The 3,950-nt window shown below is 71.7% G+C and carries 1 protein-coding gene; it reads left to right on the top strand.

The genetic code is table 11. The features are described from left to right. Positions 1-64: 64 nt before the first annotated feature. The coding region (locus C5N14_RS33755) for a WD40 repeat domain-containing protein (RefSeq protein WP_256371512.1) at positions 65-3,950 on the top strand (3,886 nt) is incomplete at its 3' end.

Genomic DNA, 3,950 nt, shown 5'->3' with positions numbered 1-3,950 from the left:
TTCGGGTTCTGTGCCGTTGCCGTCCCTGCCGGCCGGGCTGCTGCGGTCGGACGTGTGGGATCGGTTGTTCACGCAGTTCCTCGACAGGACGGGGGATGGGGTCGCGGCGTCGCTGGGTGAGCGGACGCCGGACGCCGTCCGCGACCACCTGCGCGACTCGTTCAACCACTTCGTCGACAGAACCAACGTTCTCGACCAAGGAAGGGCCGGCCTGTCCCCGGGCGACAGGGCGTTGTTGCGGCAGGCCCTGGATGCGCGGGGGACGGCGGTTCCCCGCCTCACGGGGGCGCTACCACACCTGCTGTCCGAGGCGTTCTCCGTCAACGTCACCGTGGCCCCGGCCGGGTCCGGACCTCACGAGAACGGCGGTGTCGCACCCTGGCATGACCGGACCGTCGCACTGGACCTTCCCGTCGCCCACCTGTCGGGTCGTGGGTGGATGGTGGTGTATCCGGAGGGTTGGGGCGCTGGGGCTGACGTGGAGCGTCTTGCTGCGGTGGCACGGGAGCAGGCGGTGACGGATGCTGAGGCGTGGGTGGCGAGGACGGGGAGGCGTCGGCCTGCGGGTGATGCGGTGTGGCGGGTGGTGGTGGCGTTCGAGGACCGTGCGCATGAGGGCGTGCTGGATCTGGCGGAGCGGTTACTTGATGGTGCGGTGGGGGTGGAGGTGCCTGAGGCGGCGGTGATCGAGCTGTCGCCGTACAGTGCCGACCCGTCTGGTGTTCCTGAATTGCAGCCACGGACGTTGGTCGAGGTCGCGGCGTTGCGGGCAGCGCGTGACGAGTCGGGGGCGGTGGCGGTCCTCGGGCGGCATGTGGCGTACCCGGACGCGGGAGTGGTTCCGCGTGGGTTGGTCGCTGTCGATTTCTCGGGTCGGGAGACGTTCGCGACGTGGTTGTGGGAGTTCCAGGCGCGTCCGGACATTCCGGGGGCTGACCTTGAATATCTGACCCGTCGGGCGCTGGTTGGATTGCCTCTTGACCATGGGCCGTACCTCCTGCCTCTCGATGTGGATTGGGCGCGGTTGGGGCAGCGGGCGTTCTCGTATTTCCGGGGTTGGGTGTTCCTTCCGGGCGCGTCGTCGGAGCGTGGTTTGCGGGTGACGCAGTTGCGGCAGGCGGAGCTGCTGGTCGGGGAGATCGCGGGGGAGATTCCGGCGGGGGTGCCGGATGTGGGGCCGGTGGGGTGGGTGCCGGCTGGTGCGCGGGTGTTGGTGGTGGGTGTACCGGGGCCGCATCCGGGCGATCCCAAGGCGGTCATGTCGTCGATGTTCGACATCCTGAATGGTGCGTTGCCGCCGGCGGGGTCGGGGTTGCGGGAGCCGGTGTATGTGGTGGTGCACGGGTTCGGTGGGTGGGCGTCGACGGTGGTGTTGACGCACGCGGCCGAGGATGACCTGTGGCCGGTGCGGATGGGTGAGCTGGTCCCGGGCGAGCCGATGGGTGGGGGCCTTCGGGAGGCGCGGGATCTGGTCGAGGCGGACGGGTGGACCCGTGTGCTGGCCGAGGTGGAGGGGATCGCGGAGGCGGTGGGGGCGCCGGGTGGGGCAGCGGCTCGGGGTCGGGTGGGTTGGGCCGGGGAGCTGAGGGCGGCGCTTTCCGACCTGGTGGGTGATCCGGCGGTGGGGGTGGATGGGCAGCGCCGGATGGGTGAGCGGGTGGACCAGTTGGTGGCGTTGGGAGAGCGGCTGGTCGGGCTCACGCGCGGATGGACGGGTGAGGATGCCCTCCCGGTGGGGACGGATCGGCCTGATCTGCGGCTGGAGAGGTGGGTCGGCGACGAGCGCAACCGGCGGCTGGCGGCGGCGTTGGTGGCGACTGACGATGTGGTGGCCGAGGAGGTGGTGGAACGGGTCGAGGAGGAGATCGACCGGGTGTGGACGGCGGTGGCGGAACCGGTGTCGGCGGTCCGGGAGGACGGGAGGGTACCGGAGGCCGCCTCGGACGTGTTGCGGGCGGTGTATCTGGGTGCCTGGGTCTTCTATACGGCACCGGGCCGGCCGGTGGTGACCGAAATATCTAAAGACCCGGACGAGAACCTGCCAGAGGGGGTCCAGAGAGAAGATGGTCGGCGGATCGTCGATCTGTCCGCTGTGCGGGATCTGGGGGTGGCGGACTTCGACCGGTTCCTGACGGATCATGGCCAGGACGTGGCGTCGTTGTGGTCGACGGACGGTGCGGTAGTGCAGGTTTCCGAGCTGCGGGCTGCCCTTGGCGTGTCGCCGCCGGTGCAGGACGTGCATGTGGTGGGGCGGGTGCCGGCGGTGTCCGATCAGTGGCGGGCGGAGCTGTTCTCCGCGGTGAGCGCGTTCGGCCTGGCGCGGCAGTGGTTGGAGGAGCGGATCTCGTCGTTGCCGGTGGGGCCGGCGGTGGTGCCGGGGCAGGCCGGGGATGGTGCGGTCGGGTCGGGTGAGCAGGCGGTGCCCGTTTCCGACCTCGGGGTCGCCACTGCGCGTGCGGATCTGATCCGGCGGTGGCGAGATCTTGCCGGCGGCCACGCGACGCGTATGGGCGCCGCTGACCGGGTGTTGCGGCGGATGACCGCTCCCGGGCAGGACGACAGCCCGGAGCGGTCCGTCCTGGCGGAACGGTCCGACCGGTATCTCGGGGCGATGCAGGGCCTCAGTCGTGCGCGGATGCCGCGCACCGTGGACGCCTACGTCGATTCGTTGCCCGCGGGCGACCTCGGAGGGCTGGGGGACCGGCTCGGCCAGGTCGAGACAGCGGCCGCGGAGCTGGACCGGCACCTCGAACAGGTGCGCACCGATGTTGACCCATCATCGGCGGACGTGGTCGACGGTGTGGAGCGCCGGACGTTGGAGGGCCACGTCGGCCCGGTGTGGGCGGTGACGTCGTGGCAGGGGGAGTCGGGCCCACGGGTGGCCTCCGCCAGCGACGACGGGACGGTGCGGGTCTGGGACGCGGTCACCGGTGCGCCGCTCCTGACGTTGGCGGACCACACCGACGGTGTGGTGGCGGTGACGTCGTGGCAGACGGGGTCGGACCGGCGGTTGGCCACTGCCGACATGCAAGGGACGGTGTTGGTCTGGGATGCGGACAGTGGTGCGCGGCTCCGGGCTTTGGAGGGCCACGTCGGCCCGGTGTGGGCGGTGACGTCGTGGCAGGGGGAGTCGGGCCCACGGGTGGCCTCCGCCAGCGACGACGGGACGGTGCGGGTCTGGGACGCGGTCACCGGTGCGCGGCTCCTGACGTTGGGGGGCCACCCCGGCGGTGTGGGGGCGATGGCGTCGTGGCAGGCGGGATCGGACCGGCGGTTGGCCACCGCCGACTGGGCGGACGGGACGGTGCAGGTCTGGGACGTGGCCAGCGGTGCGCGGCTCCTGAGGTGGGGGGGCCACACCGGCGGTGTGGTGGCGATGGCGTCGTGGCAGGCGGGGTCGGACTGGCGGTTGGCTTCCGCCAGTTGGGACGGGACGGTGCGGGTCTGGGACGCGGTCACCGGTGCGCCGCTCCTGACGTTGGGGGACCACACCGGCGTGGTGTGGGCGGTGACGTCGTGGCAGGCGGGGTCGGACCAGCGGTTGGCCACCGCCAGCGAGGACGGGACGGTGTTGGTCTGGGATGCGGTCACCGGTGCGCCGCTCCTGACATTGGGGGACCACACCAGCGGGGCGGTGGCGGTGACGCCGTGGCAGGCGGGGTCGGACCGGCTGTTGGCCACCGCTGACGCGCACGGGACGGTGCGGGTCTGGAACGCGGACAGCGGTGCGCTGCTCCTGACGTTGGAGGGCCACACCGGCAGGGTGCGGACGGTGACGTCGCTGCAGGGCGAGCCGGGCCGACGGGTGGTGGTCTCCGCCAGTGACGACCACACGGTGCGGTTGTGGTCCGTGTCCGGTGGTGCTGGCGGGCCGGCGGGGTTGCCCGAGGTGCCGAATGGGCCGGTTGATGCGGGGAACGACTCCGAGGCGGGCGGGTCGGACTCCTCGG

Origin of the sequence: Micromonospora sp. MW-13 (assembly GCF_003434305.1) — a bacterium.
Taxonomy (GTDB): domain Bacteria; phylum Actinomycetota; class Actinomycetes; order Mycobacteriales; family Micromonosporaceae; genus Micromonospora.
Note: the sequence above shows the minus strand (reverse complement) of the source record. Positions and strands in the feature narration are given on the sequence as shown.